This window comes from Streptodolium elevatio (assembly GCF_053592165.1).
Window position 1 is genome coordinate 122,394 of the sequence record NZ_JBSFVE010000009.1, and the last position, 17,830, is coordinate 140,223.

A 17,830-nucleotide genomic window follows, 5' to 3' on the forward strand; every position below is an offset into this window, starting at 1 on the left:
GGCGCGGGCCGCAGCTCGGCCTGGGTTTGGCCGGGCAAGGTCCGCAACGCGGCGAGCGTGCGTGCCACGGCCCGCGGGCCCGGCGAGAATTTGAAGACACGACCTAGGTGGAACCAGTCGTGTCGGTCGGTGGGGCCTGCTGGTAGAGCGCCACCAAAACGCCGTGCAGGGGCTGGTCGGCTCCGCCTTCCTCGGCTTCGTCGACCAGGTTGGTGAGGGTCTCGCCGAGTGCTCGTGCCTGTGCGGGGCTGAGGCGCAGGTGGCGCAGCCTCAGGGTCTCGGCGGGTGAGCGTTCCAGCTCCTGGGCGAACGCGGCGAGCATCGCGGCGGTGCCTGCCGCCTGGGGTTCGGCGACGACCATGTGCCGGGCCGTGCGCTGGAAGTACTGCTCGGTGCCGCCGCGGACCTGGCGGGTCTCGGCGATGTGCACCAGCCCGGCTTCGCGGAGCACTTTGAGGTGGTGGGCCACGTTTCCCTTCTTCGCGTCGAGCTGCGCCGCAAGCCGGCTGACGGTGGCGGGCTGGTGGCCGAGGGCGAAAAGCAGCCGCTGCCGCAGCGGATGGGCGAGCGCCGCGAACTGTTCCGGTGCGCCGATCTCCAGGACGTCCTCAGGAGGCGGCAGGTGGGAGGTCTCATCAGGCATGGCGAAAGTGTCTAAAGTTCTTGACGCTTTCGCAAGGGCGATGATCTACTTCCGGCCATGACGACACCGACGAAGATCTCGCCTGCCCCTGTCATCGACGAGACAGCGCGGCTCCTGACCGAGCACTACACCTTCCCCGAGATAGCCGAGCAGGTCGCGGGCCTGCTGCAACGACGCCTTGCCGAGGGCGCGTACGACGTCGACGACGCCGAGGAGCTTGCCCGGCTGGTCACCGCCGACCTCCAGTCCGCCAACGGCGACCGGCACCTACGACTGAAGCACCACACCGAACCGGTCCCCGAGAAGAAGGGGGCGGCCACCCTGGAGTCCATGCGCCGGGAGTTCGACACCTCGCTGGGCGGCGTACCCCGGGTCGAGTTGCTCGACGGAGGGGTGGCCGTGGTGGAGCTGGCACCCATGCTGTTCCCGCTGGAGTGGGCCGCCGAACCGCTGAGCGCCGCGCTCACCCTGGCTTCCCGCGCCCAAGCACTCATCGTGGACCTTCGCGGCAACCGCGGCGGCGACCCGGACACGGTCGCCTTCGTGTGCAGCTACCTGCTCGACGAGCGCACCCACCTCAACACCATGTCCTGGCGCCGTGGCGACCGCACCGAGCAGTCCTGGAGCCTGCCGCATGTTCCCGGCGCGCGCTTCGGCGGCAGCAAGCCGTTGTACGTGCTGTCCAGCGGCACCACCTTCTCCGCCGCCGAGGAGCTGGCGTACGACCTCCAGCAGCTCGGCCGCGCCGTGGTCGTCGGCGAGCCCACCCGCGGCGGCGCACATCCCTGCCAGGGCTGGACCGTGCACCCGCACCTGGAGGCCACCGTCCCCGTCGGGCGCGCCGTCAACCCCGTCTCCGGCACGAACTGGGAGGGCACCGGTGTGCAGCCGGACGTCCCCTGCCCCGCCGACGAATCCCTCGCCCGCGCCCGCACCCTGGCCCTCGCCAAACTGGCATCCTGACCTGGCCGGCTCGTCGCCGGACTGTGTCGCGCGTGCGGCGATTGTCCAACTCACATGCTGGGCATCGAAGTTGTTCGCCATCGTCGGGGCAGCGCTGTCGGCAAGGCTGTCGCCTCCAGTCAGTCCGCTTGGGACAGATGGGCGGCAGGGAAAGGCCCCGCGTCGTCGATGCTGCGGGCAGGGGGAAGTACTCCTCAAGCCCGGTGGCGACGAGGATGCGGGGGAGCAGCGGCCGGGTGGAGACCACGCGCAGGACGCCGTGCCGTTCGAGGCCCCGGGCGCGGGCGCGCAGCCGCAGGTGCAGCGCGGTGCCGATGCCGGGACCGGTGACGATGTCGATCTCGCCGCCCGACTCCGCGACGATGCCGCCGTGTTCGCACCGGTGGCGAATGCTCATCACGGGAGTCCGTGGAACCGCCGGGCTACGGTGCCGCCCTACCGCGGAAACCTCCCCGGCGCGCGCTGACAGCTTGCAGTGAAGACGAGCCCTCAGATTCGCCCGCCTCTCGGATCCCTGGTTGTTCGTCACACGCATGGGCCCGCGGAGGGAGCGGGCCCATGCGGTGGTGCGTCGGTCAGCGGTGTACCTCGTCGAGGAATGTGCGCATGGCGTCGAGCCATTCCTGCGGGCGCTCGACGAAGGGCAGGTGACCGCATTCGATCTCTGCGAGGCGGGCTCCGGCGATACCGTCCGCAACCTCCCGGTGCAGGTGCGGTGTGGCCAGTTGGTCGAGGGTCGTCGATATGACGAGTGTCGGTGCGCGTACCGCCGCCAGGTCGGCCCGTACGTCGATGTGCGTGACAAGTTGGACGTGGTCCTCGGTACCGGGCGGGGTGTTGGCGGCGCTGTCCTTGACCAGCGTGTCGACGGTGGCCTGGTCGAGTCGATCCAGCATGGGGGCGCTGAAGCCGGTCAGGATCAGGAACTCGGCAAGCCGGTTCGGGTCCAGCTCCAAGGCGCGCAGGTGGCCGAGCCACGCGCGGGCCGCGAGACGCAGGCGAGGGTTCGGATGGGCGAACCCTGCGGTCAGGACGAGCGCCTTGACGCGCTCGGGATGCCGGGTCGTCGCGCGTATGGCCAGGGGCACGCCCATCGAGTAGCCCGCGATGGCGAACGTCTCCAGACCTTCCTCGACGGCGGTTGCCACGAGTTGGTCGGCCAGGGTGTCCAGGTCGAGGGGTTCGGTGGCGCGTGGGGTGCGGCCGGTGCCCGGATAGTCGGGGCCCACCACGGTGTACCGCTGGGCGAGGCCCTCGAGGATCGGCCCGAAGTTGGGCTCGACGCCGCCGCCTCCGCCGTGGGCGAGGAGCAGTCCTGGTCCGGTGCCCCGGACGATGCGGGAGAGCGGCGATGCGGGGAGGGTGCGTGTCATGTCCGTCCTTGATGGTGATGTGTCGGGATGTACTACTCGGTGGTGCGGTCAAGCCGTGCGGCGGCCAGCGCCGGGGCGAGCGCGACGAGCACCACCGCGCCGCCGAGCCAGGCCAGGTCGGGAAGTCCGAGTCCGGTGTCGAGAGCGCGGCCGCCAAGCCACGAACCGCCCGCGATACCGAGGTTGAAGGCCGAGGCGCTGACGGCCGTCACGAGCGTCGGCGCGCCGGGGCCGGCGTCGAGCGCGCGCTCCTGAAGCAACGGGATCAGTACGGCCGATGCCGTCCCGAGTGCGAAGACCGCGCCAACGGCGGCCAATTGCGCGTGGATGGCACCCGCGGTCAACGCCAGCACCGAGGCGAGCACGAAGATTGCGAGGCACAACGCGCGGGCGGGCGCGCGGTCCGCCAGTCTCCCACCGAGCCCGTTGCCGAGCAGCGCGCCCACACCGAACACCGCGAGCAGGACCGAGACGCCCGCGCTGGAGAAGCCGCCGGGGCCTTGCAGCAGCGGACTGATGTACGTGTAGGCCGTGAACAGGCCGGCCTGGACGAGCACCGTGGCGGCCAAGACCAGGCCCACGCGCGGGCGCAGGAGTGCGGCCACCTCCGTGCGCGGCGTCGGCGGGGCGGCTGACCGCGGACGGACCAGCGCCGCGGCCGCGACGAAGACCAGCAGGGCGAACGCGGCGATGCCCCAGAACGTCGTACGCCACCCGAACCGGTCGCCGATCCATGTGCCGAGCGGGGCCCCGAGCACCGACGCGAGGTTCCACCCGGACGCGACCACCGCCACCACGCGCCCGCGCTGCCCGGCCGGCGCACTGGATATGGCCGCCACCATCGCGACGGCGAACGTCGTACTGTGCGTGAGCGCGGTGAGAACACGTGCCGCGAGCAGTGTGTCGAAGCCGGTGGCCAGGGCCGCTGCAGCGCTGCCCGCGGTGAAGGCGGCCAGCATGCCGAGCAGGACACGGCGCGGCGGCAGGCGCAGCAGGGCGATGGTGACCAGCGGCCCGGCGACGGTGACGGTCAGCGCGTACCAGCCGACCAGGGAGCCGGTCGTCGACACCGGTCGGTCGAAATCGGCAGAGAGCGCGGGCACGAGACCGGTCATCACATATTCGGCGGTGCCGATGATGAACACAGACGCGGTGAGCACGGCCAGTGTGGCGAGCGGGCCGAGCCGGTGCTTGAGGTGCCTGCGCCCGGCCGGAGCGTCGCCGGTGGGGGCGGTTGCAGTGGTCGCCATGCCGCGAAGCTAAGGTCTGACATCGATGTCAGAGTCAAGCGCGCGAAGTGAGGTTCGCAATGGCAATGCGCATGGGCGAGATGGTCCGGCGGACCGGAGTGAACGAGCGACTGCTGCGCTACTACGAGACGCAGGGACTCCTGTCGCCCTCCCGCCTCCCCAGCGGCTACCGCGAATACGCCGAGACCGACGTCGCCACGGTGCGGCGCATCCGCACCCTGCTCAACGCCGGGTTGTCGACGACGGTCATCGCCCAGGTGCTGCCCTGCGTCCGCGACGACGGACCGCGACTGGTCCCGACCTGCGCGGACCTGATCGCCCAACTCCGTGACGAACGCGCCCGAATCGACGCCGCAATCGCCGACCTGGCAGCCTCACGCGACCTCCTGGACACCGTGATCACGGCAAAGCCGGGCTAAGAGATTGTCCTCGAACCGCCCGGAGCAGGGCCTTCGGGGCTCGGACGACTTCCCGGCCTTCGCTCACTTCCTCCGCTCACCCAGAACGCAGAACTCGTTGCCCTCGGGGTCCAAGAGGGTCACCCAGAGCTGCTCGCCCTGCTCGGTGTCGGCGCGCCGGGCGCCGAGGGAGAGCAGCCGGGCGACTTCGGCTTCCTGGTCGTCGGGGCGGAAGTCGGGGTGGAGCCGGTTCTTCGACGTCTTGCCCTCGGGGACAGGCACGAAGAGCAGGCCGGGCATCCGGTCCGGCTCAGAACGGATCTCGATGATCTCCTCGGTTTCGTCGACCACAACCCAGCCGAGAGCCTCCGCCCACCAGCGCCCGAGAGCGACGGGGTCGGCGGAGTCGACGATGATTTGTTCCCATTCCAGTGCCATGGGCCCGAGCATAGACAGGGCCGTCGGTCCACCCCGCGAAGCCGGGGCTGGGCCAAGTTCGTGATGCCGAATTCGGTCCGGCGCGTGACGACAGCCCTTCGGGGCCGGGCTGGTTGTCGGTCCGGACGGCACGTCGCGCTTGCGATGGCGGGCCTTCCAGTCGGTCGTCTCGTCGGTTCGGGTGCTTCGGCGGCGAGACACGGAACCGCACGCGTGGATAACGCGAGAGGATGGGGCATGCCCGAGACTGCCTCCGAACACCGCGTCCGCGCCGAAGCCCTCGCCGACGAAGCCCATCAACTCCACCAACTCCTCCTCGACGGCGAGTTGTCCGGCTCCGAGCGGGCCTTGGTGATCAGCCATCTCCACGCGCTGGCCACTCTGGGGCAGCTCTTCCTCGGACTGTCGCAGCCGCCGGACGCGCCCAGTACGTGAGCGACTCGGGGTACTGATCCCCGAACCGGCGTGGCGGTGCCCGGGAACCGGTCGTCCGCCAGGAACGGCACGCCGCCTTCGAGTTCGACGGCCGCCTGGCTCGTGACCGCCGCCGGGACCGCCCGGAGCCTCTCGGCGCCGGCCACCCGCGTTCGTCGAACGGATGCTCGACGGCCTGTTCTCGGGGAGATGCTCCGGGTGCCGGTCGGGTGGCGTCGGTGTCGGGGAGTGCGTGGACGCAGCCGAGACAAGGCGGTGGGGCCTTTCGTACCGGGAATTGGCGGGACCGATGCGCGGGCGGTCGGGCGGGGTCGATATCGTCGGGGTGCGCGTTGCTTCGTCGCCTGGCCGGAGGGGGTGGTCGAGATGTCCGACGACACCACGCCGTGGCGTTTGCCGCGGGGGAACGAGATCGAAACCCAGAGTCCTCAGGGGATCGACACCTCAGTCGCGCATCCCGCGCGCATGTACGACTACTACCTCGACGGCAAGAACAACTTCGCCGTCGACCGTGCTGCCGCCGATCGGATCCTGGACGCCGCCCCGGAAGCGCGCCTCGTGGTCCAGGCGGGCCGCCAATTCCTGCGCCGCGCGGTGCGTTTCGCGGCCGAGCGGGGAATGACCCAGTTCCTCGACATCGGCACCGGCCTGCCCACCGAAGGCAGCGTCCACGAGGTGGCCCAGGCCATCCGGCCCGAGACCCGGGTGGCGTACGTCGACAACGACCCGGTCGTCCTGGCCCACGCACGCGCCCTGATGCCCGGTGACCCGCGGGGCCGGGTCACGTACACGCAGGCTGACGCGCGCGAACCCGACAAGGTGATCGGCGCCGCCGACGTGGGCGAGGTCGTCGACTTCGACCAGCCGGTCGTCGTCGTGCTGGCGATGCTCCTGCACTTCATCCGGGACGAAGAGGACCCGGCGGGCATCGTCGCCCGCCTGCGCGAGGCCATGGCCCCGGGAAGCATGCTGATCGTCAGCCATGTGACGTACCGGTCGGAGGAGTTGAAGCACCTCGCCGAAGAGGTGTACGAGCGGACGAACTCCCCCGTTGTCCCCCGCACCAGGGAGGAGATCGCCGCACTCCTCGACGGCTTCGACCTGGTGGACCCGGGCCTGGTCAGGATCCCGCTGTGGCGCCCCGAGCCGGACGCCCCGCTGCTGAGCGAAGAAGACCTCGACAACATCGTCGTGTTCGGGGCAGTGGGGATTCGCACCTAGGACGGGTGGCGGCGACCGGCCGGACGGCGGCCGCGGGGTGTCCGGGGCGGTGCGAGTGCGGATTCTGTCGGGCAAACGTCGACCCGAACTGCGATGTCGCGTCGACGAGGTGTCCGTCCGCGCCCCTGTGCCGAGTTGAGGACGCTGAACCGCCTTTCACGGTCCGGCGCGTGGTCACCATCCGCGGTACTTCATCACCCGGCAAACGGTCCTGGATGACGCGGGGGAGGGTGACGTCGGGGGCCGCATAGGCGACATTGGTGGGGCCAGGTGGTCGAAGCCGTCTTCGGCCGGTCGGTGGCGGGTCGCGCCGGCGCGCGCGCCCGAACCGGGAGATGATGTCGATGGAGGACCACTGTGCCGAGCCGTGCGATGCCGGATGCGCTCCGGGCCGCGTACGCCGCCGAGATGGCCGCCGCCCGCGCCGCGGGGCCGACCGCGGACCGGTGGAAGGCGGCTGAGCGCGCGCACATCCTGTCCCAGCCCTGGCCGGGCGCCCACACCCGTACCCACGCGGTGATGCTGCGTCTGGCGTTCCGGGACCGCGATGCGCGCGAAGTGGTGGGCCAGGCCGTGCGGTTGCTCGTCGCCGCGCCCGGTTCGGCGGCGGGCAGATACCCGTCCGGCAACACCGGCCGTACCCGTGATGGCCTGACCCGGCCGATGCCGGTGCCCGAGGACTTGGCGGTTCTGCTGCGCGCCGCGGGCGTGACGCTCGGCCCGTCGGCCTGACCTATGTGGGAGCGGGCTTGATCGGCCGGCTCCAGAGCCGAGCTCCAGAGCCGAGCTCCAGACAGGGCCCGGGCCGGGTGTCAGGCAATTGAGGTGAGAAAGCGCAGCACCGCGTCGGCCGTCTCCTTCGGATGTGTCAGAAGGCCGCCATGTGCGGCCCCGTCGACCTGGGCGAACTGTCCGCGCGGCAGCAGTTCGGCAGCGGCGCGCCCGGTGTGCGGCGGGAAGTACAGGTCGTGCTCGAACGCGAGCGCCAAGGCGGGAGTCCTGATCTCGGTGAGCGCGGCCATGCGGTCCGGGTCGCGCAGCCACACCTGCGACGCGGCCGACTGCCCCGCCTCCCCGTCAGGTGACGCCCACACCGACTCCTGCCCGCCCAGCAGTTCGCGCCAGTTCGCCACCTGCTCGACGTCGTCGCGCAGCACCAGCGGCGACAGCGTGCTCAACAGCGTTTGCAACACCGCGAACTTCGGTGGCAAACGCCCTGCCAGCGCGATCAGTTCCGCTTCCGCGTCGAGTACCGCGTCCACCACGCCCGTCATCGGACCGGCTCCGGCCATCAGCACCAGCGACCCGACCAAGTCCGGGCGGGTCCGGGCCAGAAGCTCCGCGGTGAAGCTGCCCAGCGAATACCCGAGCACCGCCGCGTCCCGGAACCCCACGTGGTCCATCAACCCGGCCAGATCGCCGGCCAGATCGGCCATCGCGTACGGGGCCGGCGGCGCATCAGACGGCGCCACCCCGCGCGCGGCGTACGTCACCACCTCGTAGCCCGCCGCCACCAGTGCGTCGCGCAGCCCGCTGAACTCCCAGGCGACCGGCGGCATTCCCGTCCCACCCGACAACACCACCGGACGCCCCGAACCCACCCGTTCGAACGCGATCCGCACCCCGCCGACAACCACCGTGTCCATACGTCCCTGCCCTCCCCGTCCCCTGACACCGCGTCAGGCGAGCCACTGTTGGTCGGCATACGGCTCGACAACGCCGAATGTTCCCAATACTCATGACTTTCTGCCGTCGGCGGAGACGCCGAGTCGGCGCCTGGCAAGACCCCAGGGGATGAGTGATAGCAGGCAGGCCCGTGCGGGCGACCGTCAGCTGGGCTTCTGCCGCATGATCCATATGGGCAGCGGTTCGGACACCGTGTCCACGATCTCCCAGCCCGCGCGACGGTAGACCTCGACGTTGGCCGCGGTGCCGGTTTCGAGGACCGCAGGCAACCCGTCGGCGACGGCGCGTCGCAGTCCGGCTTCCATCACGGCGTGGCCCCACCGCCGCCCGGCGTGGTCGGGATGGGTTCCCAGGACTCCGAGGTACCAATAGGGCGCGGGAGGAAGGACTTTGTGCACCGCCTCGTCGTACGCGTGGACGCGGTCGAGCACGTCGGCGGGAAGCGGGGGTGCCCACGCCGCGTCCGACGGGGGCGCGTCGTCCGTGTACGGCGGTTCCCAGATCGCCACCGAGGCGCCGTCGGCGATCGTCCAGACCGTCCCCTTGCCCACCCGCTTGTCGAAGAGGTGACCGAAGAAGGCGGCCGCGTATGCCGGGTATGTGGTTTCGTCGGGGAACAGGTAGCGCAGTACCGGATCACCGGTGAACGCAGCCACCAGTGAGGACACGATCCGTTCGCGGTTTGCCGGAGTGGCGACGGTTATCACTGGTTCGGTCACGGCAACGGACGATAGCTCAGCGCCTGCCGACAGGCGAATGACCACGAAGCCCCCGCGTTCGGTGGTCATTGCGCGCGTGGCCGGGAGGCAGCGGGCGGCGCATCTCCGAAGTGATCTCCGGGAAAACCCTGGTGCCGCTTCGTCGCGGCAACCTGGGGCGCGGGGTAGGCGTCCACCCCCTGACGGGCAATCATGTGGGGGAGAGGCAATGGGAATTCGCATCAGGGGCCGCCGGGCGTGTTGGGTGGCCGCGTCGGCCGGTGCCGTGGCCGCGTTGGCGGTGGCGGCTGCTCCGGCCACGGCGCAGGCTACCGAAACGCAGCGGAGTGTGCCGACGTCGACGACCTTTCAGCGCGGCCACGCGCTGGCCTGCGAGGGCACTGTCGGCGGGTTGTCGGTCACGGTCGACCTGTACGAGAACTCGGTGCACGGCGCGCACGCCGGCATCTTCGTCGAGACGGCCGAGGGCGCGTACCGGGGTGGCTTCGGACCGCAGGACACACGGATGTTCCGGCACGGCCGCGTGAGCGCGCAGATCGCCCTCGAACCGGCCGAAGAGGACGGGGTGGCGCGGTCGCCGATTGCGGCGGGCGCGGTGGCCGACGTCGGCGGTACCTACGCACGCACCGGGCGGCCGGAACGGGTGCACGAGGAGATCGAGGACGCCGGGCAGCTCATCGTCACCGACGGGCTCAACCAGCGGCTGCGTACGGATGTTTCGGTGTCCCTGCTCGGACGCGACGTGCCGCTGTCGTGCGGGACGGCGTTCGCGTTCGACCTCCTGGTCCGGGCGTATCCGGCGGGGTCCGGAGGCAACTCGGCGTCGGCGTAGCCGTGTCGGTGACATCAGGCGCGCCCGGGGTCGGCCCAAGGACCCTGGGACTGAGGTGAGCTGAGCAGAGGTGAGCTGAGCAGAGGTGAGCTGAGCAGAGATGAGCTGAGCAGAGGTGAGCTGAGCAGAGGTGAGCTGAGCAGAGGTGAGCTGAGCAGAGATGAGCTGAGGCAAGTGAGGTGCTGCCGCCGCCGCTAGATGGCGCGCAGCACCTCCGCCCGTCGTCGGAGGGCGCGTGCCTCAGGGGGCGCGGAAGCGCGTACGCAGGGTGCCGATCCCCTCGACCCGGCTGACCAGTTCGTCGTCTGGTGTGAGGTAGCGCGGCGGCGTCATGCGGTTCCCGACTCCGGCCGGCGTCCCGGTGAAGACGAGGTCGCCGGGAAGGAGCGGGCAGACCGCCGAGATCCGCGCGACGAGGTCGGCTACCGGGAAGATCAGCTCCTTGGTGCGGGCCTGCTGGACCATGGCGCCGTTCACCAGCCCGGTGATCTCCAGGTCGTCCGGATCGGCGAACTCGTCGGGGGTGACCAGCACCGGGCCGGTCGGGCCGAAGCCCGGGAAGGATTTCGCGAGCGAGAACTGCGGTGGCGTGCCCAGCATTTGCGTCCGGCGTTCGGACAGGTCCTGGCCCACGGTCAGCCCGGCGACGTGGCGCCAGGCGTCGGCCGCGGCGATGCGGTGTCCGCCGACCCCGACCACGGCGACGAGTTCGACCTCCCAGTCCACCCGGTCGCCGGGCAGTTCCACCGTCGTCTCCGGCCCGGTGACGCAGGTCGGATACTTGGTGAACACCAACGGCTCGGCGGGAGGCCGGTATCCGGCCTCGGCCGCGTGCGGCGGGTAGTTCAGTGCCACGGCGAAGACCTGGCGCGGGCGCGGCGACGGCGCGTCGAGACGGGCGGCCTCGAAGGGGGTGGGTGGCGGCAGGCGGGCCGTAGTGGCCCAGCGTACGAACGCCGCCCAGTCGGCGAGCAGCGCCATCGGGTCGGGGCCGAAACGGTCGGAACTCGCTCCGGCGATGTCGACCGCGCCGCCGTCCGCCACCAGGACCGCGCGGTCGGCGAGGTTGGCAAGGCGCACGGCTTCACCACCGCCACTGGTCGGCGGACGGGGGCTCGGCACCGTACGCGTCGCGCCACGACACCACCGGGTTCCGCAGCACGCCGAGATGCTCGATCTCGGCCTCCACCACGTCGCCCGGCTTGAGGTAGTTGGCGAACGGGTCGCTCGTACCGGCCGCGACACCCGCGACGGTGCCGGTGGTGATGATGTCGCCCGCGCTGTAGATCTGCGGGGAGTGGTACGCGACGAGCTGCGGGATCGACACCTGCATCCGGCTCGTGTTGGACTTCTGCCGAACCTGGCCGTTCACGCGCAGCTCCATGTCGAGATCGTGCGGGTCGTCGACCTCATCCGCGGTGAGGATGTACGGCCCGATCGGACAGAAGGTGTCGATGGCCTTCGAGAAGGAGAACACGCCCGACTCCATCTCGCGGCGCTGGATGTCGCGTGCGGTGATGTCGTTGAACACCAGGTAGCCCGCGATGTGCTCGGCGGCTTGGTCGGCGGAGAAGAACTTTCCGGATTTGCCGATCACGACGGCGAGTTCGAGCTCGTAGTCGAGCTCGTCGGTCAGGTGTTCCGGGCGGACGATCGGATCGTCGGGCCCCACGATCGCGTCTACGTTCTGGAAGAACACGATGCCTTTGTTGACCGGATGGGACCAGTTCACCCGGGCCAGGTCGTCGTGGTGCTCGCGGAAGTTGCCGGCCGTGTGGAAGAACTTCTTCGGCACGATCGGCGCGCGCAGCCGTACGTCGGCCTGCCGGTGGCGGCGCCCGGTCTCCGGCACCTTCCCACCGCGCTCGAAGAATTGGCGGGTTGTGGCGGTGTCCAGTTCCACGACGACATCGTCGGTCAGGTACCCGACAAGTCCCTTGCCGGGCGCGGTGCCTGACGCCATGTCCGACGCCATGTCCGGGGTCGTCTCTGACGCCATGTCCGACGTCGCGTCGGATACGGCGTCGAAGGTCACGAGCTTCATCGGGGGCCGTCCTCTCCGGGGGCGGTGACGCGGAAGGCGCGCATTTGGAGCGCGAGCGTCGCGTAATAGCCGACCAGCGTGGTCAGTTCGAACACCGTGCGGTCGTCGAGCACCGAAACGGCACCGGCGTAAGTGTCGTCGTCGGCGTCCCCCTCGCGCAGCAGGGCCAAGACCAGTCGCAGGGCCGTGTGTTCGGTGGCGTCGGCCAGCTCGGGGATTTGCCCGCCGCGCAGTGCGCTCAGCTGCTCGTCGGTGACTCGGTAGGCCCGTGCGACCGGCTCGTGGGCGTAGCGCTCGAACGCGCAGTCCCAGTGGGCCGCAACCGCGAGGATGGCGAGTTCGCGGACGCGCGGGCTCAGTGTCGTGGCGTACCGCACCGCGGCGCCGAGCCCTTGCAGTGCGGTGCCGAGCGGCGGCGCGAGGAGCATCGCGTTGAAGGGGCCTGCCAGGCGGCCCGTCTCGTCGGTCAGCGCGAACCCGGACGGGTCGGCGGCGCGCGGGCCGCCGGTGATGGTGTCGTACAGCTCGCGCTGCGGCTCGTCCAGCCCGCCCGGGTCGAAAAGCGGCAATCTGCTCATCGGCCCAGCACACCGGAGCGGGGCCGCACTCCGTAACCGCCTTGCCATTCAATGAAAACCGCGTTCCGACCGTCCTTCGGGCGGGCCTACCGTCGGCGTGGCCGGTGGATCGGTGGATCGGTGGATCGGTGGACAGGTGCACCGCGCCGGCAAGTAGAGACCGCCGTACGCAGCCGGCAACGGCTGACGACGCGGCTGACGACACGGCGGACGAAACGGCTGACGACGGCGAGGTGTTGCGGTGACGGACTGGCTGGGCCTGCGGGGCCGCAAAGCGTTGGTGGCAGGCGCCGGGGGTATAGGCGTGGCCGCCGCGGCCGGCCTCACGCAGGCCGGCGCTCGTGTGGTCGTCGCCGACGTCGACGAACAGCGGCTCAAGGCCCTCACCGAGGACACTCCCGCGATCACTCCGCTCGCCGCGGACCTTGCGACTGCGGACGGTTGCCGTGCCTGCGTCGGCGAGGCGGCGTCGATCTTGGGAGGACTCGACATCTTCGTGCACGCCGTCGGCGTCAACGACCGGCGTCCGGTGCTGGAGACGCCCGACGAGGTGTGGCGCGACATCGTCGGCATCAACCTCGACAGCGCGTTCTGGACCGGCAAAGCCGTGGGGGAGCTGATGGTCGACGCGGGCTACGGCCGCATCGTCTACTTGTCGTCGGTGTCCGGACTGCTCGCCCACGAGCACCATGCGCCGTACGCGGCCACCAAGGGCGGCGTGAATCAGCTGTGCCGCGTCATGGCCCGCGAGTGGGCGGCGTCGGGCGTCACGGTCAACGCGGTCGCCCCCGGCTACACCGAGACGGGCCTGACCCGCGGGCATCTGGACCGGGACGGCGTACGCGCATCCCTGACCTCCCTCGTCCCGGCCGGGCGCCTCGGAACCGTCGACGACCTGGTCGGCCCGATCTTGTTCCTGTGCTCCGCGCAGGCGTCGTTCGTCACCGGCCATGTCCTGTACGCGGACGGCGGGCGCACCCTCGTCTGACCTGACCTCTGCCCTCCGACCTCCGACCTCGACTTCCATGGGCGCATCCGCCCCCACCCCGCCTGCTTCCCGCCCCACCGCACGTCCCGAGGAGAAAACGTGGCAGTCCCCCAGCGTTTCGACGGCCGGACCGTCCTGGTCACCGGTGCCGGAACCGGCTTCGGTGCGGAGATCGCCGTACGCGCGGCCCAGGAAGGCGCCGACGTCGCCGTGCACTACCGCAGTTCGCGCGCGGGGGCGGAGCGGACGGCGGCACGGATCGAGGAAACCGGCCGCAAGGCGTTCGTCGTCCAGGCCGACATCGCCGAGTGGGACCAGATCAAGCGCATGGCCGACGAGGTGTGGGAGCACTTCGGGCACCTCGACGCGGTGGTCAACAACGTCGGTGACGTCGCCCGCGAGCAGCTGTCGTGGCGGGACATCTCCGAGGAGTCCATCGACCACGTCCTCGCAGTGGACGTGAAGGGCACGATGCTCTGCACCCACGAGTTCGGTGTGCGGCTCCTGGACCAGGGTGGCGGGGCCATCGTCAACATCGGCTCGACGGTCGTCGTGCGCGGCAGTGCCCGGGCGCCGCAGTACGCGGCGGCCAAGTACGGCGTCATCGGTCTCACCAAGTCGTACGCGCACGCCCTCGCACCTACCGTGCGCGTCAACGTCTTCGCACCCGGGTTCATCGAGACCGAGGCGACCCTCGGCCGCCAGGACTGGCGGTCCGGCCGCGGCGAGCAACTGCGGGCGAATACGCCGCTGGGACGCATCCCCGGTCCCGAAGAACTGGCGGGCGCCGCGCTGTTCCTGGCCACCGAAGACGCCGCGCATGTCACCGGCGGATTCCTCGTCGCCGACGGCGGCTACAACATGGTCGGCGCCTGATCCCGACCGCCGACACCCAAGTGCTTGAGGACCGGAGCACCCAAGCGCCGAAGCACCAAGTTCCCAAGCACCACCGAACCAGTACCACCTGACGCGCATCGGGAGGACAACTGCCATGGATGACAGCGCGATCGAAGGCCGCGTGCGGTTCGTCGGCGGCCTCGTGTTCGACGGTTCGGGAGCACCGAGCGTGCCGGGCGAGGTCGTGGTGCGCGGCAACCGGATCGAGAGCGTGCGCATCGGGACCCGCACCGAACCCGAGCCGGGCGACCGCGTCGTGGACTGCCGGGGCGCCACGGTCATGCCCGGCATGATCGAGTCACACGCGCACCTCACCTTCCCCTCGGCCGTCGGTCACCTCGACCCGTCCTTCAACCCGCCGATGGACGTCAGCTTCTTCCACCACATGCCGACACCCGACGAGCACCTGGCGATCGCCGAACGCAACGCCCGCATCCTGCTCGACCACGGCTTCACCGGTGCCTACTCGGCCGGCTCGCTGACGCCCGTCCCCACCGAGGTACGCCTGCGCGACCGCATCGCGGCCGGGAAGGTCCCGGGTCCGCGCATGCGCGCGGCCTCCTTCGAACGCGACAACAACCCGGTGCGCATGGGGCCTGACGGTCCGGCACCGCAGGCCACGGGTCCGGACGCGGTACGGGAGTTCGTCCGGGAGCAGGCCCGAATCGGCTTCGACAGCGTCAAGTTCCTGCTCAGCAACGACGACGTCTTCTTCGCCGGCGGCTCGATGGTCACGCAGTACGGGCCCGACGAGGCCGCCGCCGCGGGCGCTCAGGCCCGCGAGTCGCACGTATGGCTCAACTGCCATGCCCAGTCGCCCGATTCGATCAAACTTGCGGTCCGCAACGGGTTCCGTTCGATCTACCACTGCTCCTACGCCGACGCCGAGGCGATCGATCTGCTGGAGGAGCACAGGGAGTCGGTCTTCCTCTCGCCCGCCGTCGGCATCATGTGGGCGAACGTCCACGAGGGCGCCGAGTTCGGGATCGACGAAGCCATGGCCGCAAAGATGGGCTCGATCGCGTCCCTCGACGCGATGACCAGGCTCTACCCGGAGCTGCGCAAGCGCGGCCTGCGTGTGTTGCCGGGCGGCGACTACGGGTTCCCCAACAATCCGATCGGGCGGAACGCACGCGACCTGGAACTGTTCGTGTCCTTGTTCGGGCACACTCCGGCGGAGGCCCTGCGCGCGGCGACCTTCTACGGAGGACTGCTCCTCGACATGCCGGTCGGCCTGCTGACTTCCGGCTACCTCGCCGACGCCGTCGTGGTTCGCGGTGACCCGACGAAGGACATCGCCCTCGTGCAGCGCCCGGACAACCTCCTCGCGATCATGCGCGACGGCCGGTTCCACAAGATCACCGAGTCGCTGCCGAGCGAGACCCGGTGACGGCGCCGACCGTACGCACTGCCGCCTACCGCCAGGTGGAAGGCCGCCGCGCACCCGAACTGGACCTGTATCTGCCTCCGGAACCCGCGGCCGTGATCGTGTACCTGCACGGCGGCGGGTGGCGCCGCGGCTCGCGCCGCGAACCACTGGACGCACTCGGCGGCCTCGCGTTCTACAGGCAACTGGCCGGACAGGGCTTCGCGGTCGTGGCCACGGACTACGCGCTGAGCGGGGAAGCCCGGTTTCCGGCGCAGTTGGACGACGTACTGGCGGCCGTCGCGTGGGTGCGCGAGCACGGTCCCACCGGCCTTCCGGTGTACCTGTGGGGCGAGTCCGCCGGAGCGCACGTCGCCCTGTTGGCCGCACTCGGCGCGGGCGGCGATCCGCGCCCCGACGTTGCGGGAGTGGTCGCCTGGTACCCGCCCACCGATCTCCTCGCCCTGCCCGCCGACCTCGCCGCCGTGGGAGCGGCGGCGGACACCGGCCCCGACTCGCGCGAGGCGCACCTGCTCGGCGCGCCTCCGTCCGACGTCCCCGACCTAGCCCGGGCCGCGAGTCCGACGACGTACGCGCGCGCGGACGCCCCGCCGGTCCTGCTCGTGCACGGTACGGCGGATCGCATGGTGCCTCCCGCGCAGAGCGTCCGCCTTGCGGACGCCCTGCGCGGCGCGGGGGCCCGGGTGGAACTCGACCTCGTGCCCGGGGCAGGCCACATGTGGACCCATGCCTCCGACATACCCGGCATCGTGTGCCGCTCGGTCGCGTTCCTGCACTCACTCCGTGCCGCCGAAGCGCGCTAGGAGCACCGCGACGCCCGCGCCGACGGCGATGCCCCCGATGACGGCGATGCGCGCGATGACGGCGATGCGCGCGATACCGTGCGAAACGATGCCGACCACCGCAGGCGCCGGGGAACCCGCACACCCCGGAACCGACCCGCCGCCGCACCGTCGCGGGCGGCGTCCCCAGAACGGTGAGCCCGTGGTCGACCGCGCGCTCTCGCTCCTCGCCGCCTTCGACGCCGACCACCGCACGCTCAGCCTCAGCGAACTGGCCCGCCGCACCGGAATGCCCGCGAGTTCCGTCCTTCGCCTCGCGAACCGGCTGACCGCGTGGGGCGCGCTGGAACGCGACGACGCCCGGCGGTACTCCGTCGGCCTGCGGCTCCTCCAGGTCGCCACCCTCGCCCCACGCGGCCATGGCCTCCGCCAGGTCGCGCTGCCGTTCATGCACGATCTCGCCGAGGTCACCCGCCAACACGTGCAACTGGCGGTCCGCGACGGCCGGTCCGCGATTCTCGTGGAACGGCTGTCGGTGCCGTACGCCGCACCGGTGGACTACCGCATCGGCGGCCAACTGCCCCTGCACTCCACCGGCGTCGGCCTGGCGCTACTGGCCTTCGCCCCTCCCGAGGTCCAAGAGCAGATGCTCTCCCGTCCCCTCCACAGCGAACCCGGCAACGACCTCGTACGCCCAGATGCCCTGCGCCGCACTCTCGCCGAGGTACGCCGTCGGCGCCTGGCGGTCTACCGCCGCCAGGACGCCACCGAGACCATCGTCTCGGTGGCCGCGCCCGTTTTCGGTGGGGACAACACCGTGGCCGCCGTCCTCGGCGTACTCGTCCCGCACCACGTCGCCCGCCCCCGTCAACTGGGCCTGGCCGTGCAAACCGCCGCGCGCAGCATCTCCCGCGAACTGGCCGCCTGCCCCTGAAGCCTTTCGGGTCGGCGTCGGATCCGTTCGCGTCCGCGCCGGCAGGGGAGGAGCGTCCGGTCGAAGGGGGGCCGTACCCTACCGTCTGGTCGGTCTCGGTCGGTCTTGGTCGGTCTTGGTCGGTCTGCCGGGCAGCCGGCCGTCAATGGACGTCTCGGGGAAGAGTATGCGCCGCAAGATATCCGTCGTTGCCGCTGCCGTTGTCGCCGCTGGACTGTTGACCGCGTGCGGTGGTGACGGGGACGGCAACGGGCTTGGCCTG

General features: G+C 70.7%; 21 protein-coding genes and 1 pseudogene. 11 read left to right on the plus strand and 11 right to left on the minus strand.

The features are described from left to right. Positions 1-103: 103 nt before the first annotated feature. On the minus strand, positions 104-643 hold the full coding sequence (locus ACWD12_RS18320; RefSeq protein WP_450100367.1) for an ArsR/SmtB family transcription factor: 540 nt from the start codon (positions 641-643) through the stop codon (positions 104-106). Positions 644-700: 57 nt separating this feature from the next. Between ACWD12_RS18320 and ACWD12_RS18325 the strand changes: the two genes are divergently transcribed. Further along, a complete protein-coding gene (locus ACWD12_RS18325; RefSeq protein WP_450100368.1) occupies positions 701-1,606 on the plus strand; it encodes a S41 family peptidase in 906 nt (301 codons plus the stop codon). Positions 1,607-2,181: 575 nt separating this feature from the next. On the opposite strand, the gene ACWD12_RS18330 is transcribed toward ACWD12_RS18325, so the two are convergent. Together ACWD12_RS18330 and ACWD12_RS18335 are read right to left on the minus strand one after the other, a co-directional pair. Beyond that, entirely contained in the window at positions 2,182-2,979 is a 798-nt protein-coding gene (locus ACWD12_RS18330) for an alpha/beta fold hydrolase (protein ID WP_450100369.1), read from the minus strand. 32 nt (positions 2,980-3,011) lie between these two features. Then, the gene (locus ACWD12_RS18335; RefSeq protein WP_450100370.1) at positions 3,012-4,229 is read right to left on the minus strand and encodes an MFS transporter; all 1,218 of its coding nucleotides are present in this window, start codon (positions 4,227-4,229) and stop codon (positions 3,012-3,014) included. Positions 4,230-4,294: 65 nt separating this feature from the next. Here ACWD12_RS18335 and ACWD12_RS18340 point away from each other — a divergent pair, with 65 nt between their 5' ends. After that, the gene (locus ACWD12_RS18340) at positions 4,295-4,648 is read left to right on the plus strand and encodes a MerR family transcriptional regulator (protein ID WP_358357069.1); all 354 of its coding nucleotides are present in this window, start codon (positions 4,295-4,297) and stop codon (positions 4,646-4,648) included. A 63-nt stretch (positions 4,649-4,711) separates the two neighbouring features. Here the strand turns inward: ACWD12_RS18340 and ACWD12_RS18345 are convergent, their stop codons facing one another. Then, the gene (locus ACWD12_RS18345; protein WP_450100371.1) at positions 4,712-5,065 is read right to left on the minus strand and encodes a VOC family protein; all 354 of its coding nucleotides are present in this window, start codon (positions 5,063-5,065) and stop codon (positions 4,712-4,714) included. Positions 5,066-5,302: 237 nt separating this feature from the next. On the opposite strand from ACWD12_RS18345, the gene ACWD12_RS18350 reads away from it, so the two are divergent. The 3 genes from ACWD12_RS18350 (at position 5,303) to ACWD12_RS18360 (ending at position 7,453) form a co-directional block, all read left to right on the plus strand. Beyond that, positions 5,303-5,500 (plus strand): hypothetical protein, encoded by a 198-nt coding sequence (locus ACWD12_RS18350; protein ID WP_450100372.1) that lies wholly within the window; start codon positions 5,303-5,305, stop codon positions 5,498-5,500. Positions 5,501-5,866: 366 nt separating this feature from the next. After that, a complete protein-coding gene (locus ACWD12_RS18355) occupies positions 5,867-6,721 on the plus strand; it encodes an SAM-dependent methyltransferase (protein ID WP_450100373.1) in 855 nt (284 codons plus the stop codon). 357 nt (positions 6,722-7,078) lie between these two features. Next, the gene (locus ACWD12_RS18360) at positions 7,079-7,453 is read left to right on the plus strand and encodes a DUF3703 domain-containing protein (protein ID WP_450100374.1); all 375 of its coding nucleotides are present in this window, start codon (positions 7,079-7,081) and stop codon (positions 7,451-7,453) included. A gap of 80 nt (positions 7,454-7,533) precedes the next feature. Here ACWD12_RS18360 and ACWD12_RS18365 read toward each other — a convergent pair whose 3' ends face one another. Beyond that, entirely contained in the window at positions 7,534-8,367 is an 834-nt protein-coding gene (locus tag ACWD12_RS18365; RefSeq protein ID WP_450100375.1) for an alpha/beta fold hydrolase, read from the minus strand. Between the two features lie 183 nt (positions 8,368-8,550). Beyond that, a complete protein-coding gene (locus ACWD12_RS18370; RefSeq protein WP_450100376.1) occupies positions 8,551-9,126 on the minus strand; it encodes a GNAT family N-acetyltransferase in 576 nt (191 codons plus the stop codon). A gap of 328 nt (positions 9,127-9,454) precedes the next feature. Between ACWD12_RS18370 and ACWD12_RS18375 the strand changes: the two genes are divergently transcribed. Further along, entirely contained in the window at positions 9,455-9,958 is a 504-nt protein-coding gene (locus tag ACWD12_RS18375; RefSeq protein ID WP_450100524.1) for a hypothetical protein, read from the plus strand. Positions 9,959-10,024: 66 nt separating this feature from the next. Here ACWD12_RS18375 and ACWD12_RS18380 read toward each other — a convergent pair. From ACWD12_RS18380 to ACWD12_RS18395, 4 genes and pseudogenes are all read right to left on the minus strand, one after another. Then, a pseudogene (locus ACWD12_RS18380) lies at positions 10,025-10,132 on the minus strand (pentapeptide repeat-containing protein); the annotation flags it as partial. A 66-nt stretch (positions 10,133-10,198) separates the two neighbouring features. Then, complete coding sequence (locus ACWD12_RS18385) at positions 10,199-11,038, minus strand: fumarylacetoacetate hydrolase family protein (protein WP_450100377.1); 840 nt, start codon at positions 11,036-11,038, stop codon at positions 10,199-10,201. Positions 11,039-11,042: 4 nt separating this feature from the next. After that, complete coding sequence (locus tag ACWD12_RS18390; RefSeq protein ID WP_450100378.1) at positions 11,043-12,002, minus strand: fumarylacetoacetate hydrolase family protein; 960 nt, start codon at positions 12,000-12,002, stop codon at positions 11,043-11,045. Then, positions 11,999-12,580 (minus strand): carboxymuconolactone decarboxylase family protein, encoded by a 582-nt coding sequence (locus ACWD12_RS18395; RefSeq protein ID WP_450100379.1) that lies wholly within the window; start codon positions 12,578-12,580, stop codon positions 11,999-12,001. The genes ACWD12_RS18390 and ACWD12_RS18395 overlap by 4 nt, the downstream gene beginning before the upstream one ends. A gap of 241 nt (positions 12,581-12,821) precedes the next feature. Here ACWD12_RS18395 and ACWD12_RS18400 point away from each other — a divergent pair, with 241 nt between their 5' ends. The 4 genes from ACWD12_RS18400 (at position 12,822) to ACWD12_RS18415 (ending at position 16,655) form a co-directional block, all read left to right on the plus strand. Then, positions 12,822-13,568: an SDR family NAD(P)-dependent oxidoreductase gene (locus ACWD12_RS18400; protein ID WP_450100381.1), complete on the plus strand. Its 747-nt coding sequence runs from the start codon at positions 12,822-12,824 to the stop codon at positions 13,566-13,568. 99 nt (positions 13,569-13,667) lie between these two features. Next, positions 13,668-14,444, plus strand: a complete 777-nt coding sequence (locus ACWD12_RS18405; RefSeq protein WP_450100382.1) for an SDR family NAD(P)-dependent oxidoreductase — start codon at positions 13,668-13,670, stop codon at positions 14,442-14,444. A 115-nt stretch (positions 14,445-14,559) separates the two neighbouring features. After that, entirely contained in the window at positions 14,560-15,855 is a 1,296-nt protein-coding gene (locus tag ACWD12_RS18410) for an amidohydrolase family protein (protein ID WP_450100383.1), read from the plus strand. Further along, positions 15,852-16,655: an alpha/beta fold hydrolase gene (locus ACWD12_RS18415; RefSeq protein ID WP_450100384.1), complete on the plus strand. Its 804-nt coding sequence runs from the start codon at positions 15,852-15,854 to the stop codon at positions 16,653-16,655. Before ACWD12_RS18410 ends, ACWD12_RS18415 begins: the two co-directional genes overlap by 4 nt. On the opposite strand, the gene ACWD12_RS18420 is transcribed toward ACWD12_RS18415, so the two are convergent. Continuing rightward, a complete protein-coding gene (locus ACWD12_RS18420) occupies positions 16,629-16,754 on the minus strand; it encodes a hypothetical protein (RefSeq protein ID WP_450100385.1) in 126 nt (41 codons plus the stop codon). The genes ACWD12_RS18415 and ACWD12_RS18420 overlap by 27 nt on opposite strands. Here ACWD12_RS18420 and ACWD12_RS18425 point away from each other — a divergent pair. Further along, entirely contained in the window at positions 16,744-17,568 is an 825-nt protein-coding gene (locus tag ACWD12_RS18425) for an IclR family transcriptional regulator (RefSeq protein WP_450100386.1), read from the plus strand. The two genes, ACWD12_RS18420 and ACWD12_RS18425, sit on opposite strands and share 11 nt — an antisense overlap. Positions 17,569-17,830: the final 262 nt, after the last annotated feature.